Origin of the sequence: Shigella sp. FC1967, from assembly GCF_001743005.1 — a bacterium.
Classification (GTDB): domain Bacteria; phylum Pseudomonadota; class Gammaproteobacteria; order Enterobacterales; family Enterobacteriaceae; genus Proteus.
In genome coordinates, this window is record NZ_MIIZ01001421.1 from 1 (window position 1) to 354 (window position 354).

The 354-nt window shown below is 44.6% G+C and carries 1 protein-coding gene and 1 pseudogene; one reads left to right on the forward strand and one right to left on the reverse strand.

Translation table 11 applies throughout. From position 1 onward, the window contains the following. On the reverse strand, positions 1-170 hold a 170-nt coding region (locus BHE89_RS22630), incomplete at its 3' end, for a transposase (RefSeq protein WP_171742565.1). 56 nt (positions 171-226) lie between these two features. Between BHE89_RS22630 and BHE89_RS22635 the strand changes: the two are divergent. Further along, positions 227-354 (forward strand): annotated as a pseudogene (locus BHE89_RS22635) (helix-turn-helix domain-containing protein); the annotation flags it as partial.

Consider the following 354-nt stretch of genomic DNA (forward strand, 5'->3'; position numbering starts at 1 on the left):
CATTCAAGTTTTGCCGCAGCGGAGTCAAATGCATCACGCAGTTGAGCGAGCATCAGTCCGTCAAATAGCTTACGTCGATACTTTGTCGTAAAGATCAGATGCACGACCAGTTTACTGACACTGTGCCGCTTTCTGAGGGATCCCGCCAGTAAATCATCATGATTACTCAATTGATATATTGCCCTAACATGTTAAAATAAAAGCATTATATCAATGAGCGCTGATGATGTTAAGAGCAACAAAAGTACGCATCTACCAACACCAGAACAGGCTGAATATCTCAACGCTCAGTTCGGTGCGGTTCGTTTTGCGTACAACAAAGCGCTGCACATCAAGAAAGACGCTTACCAGCGG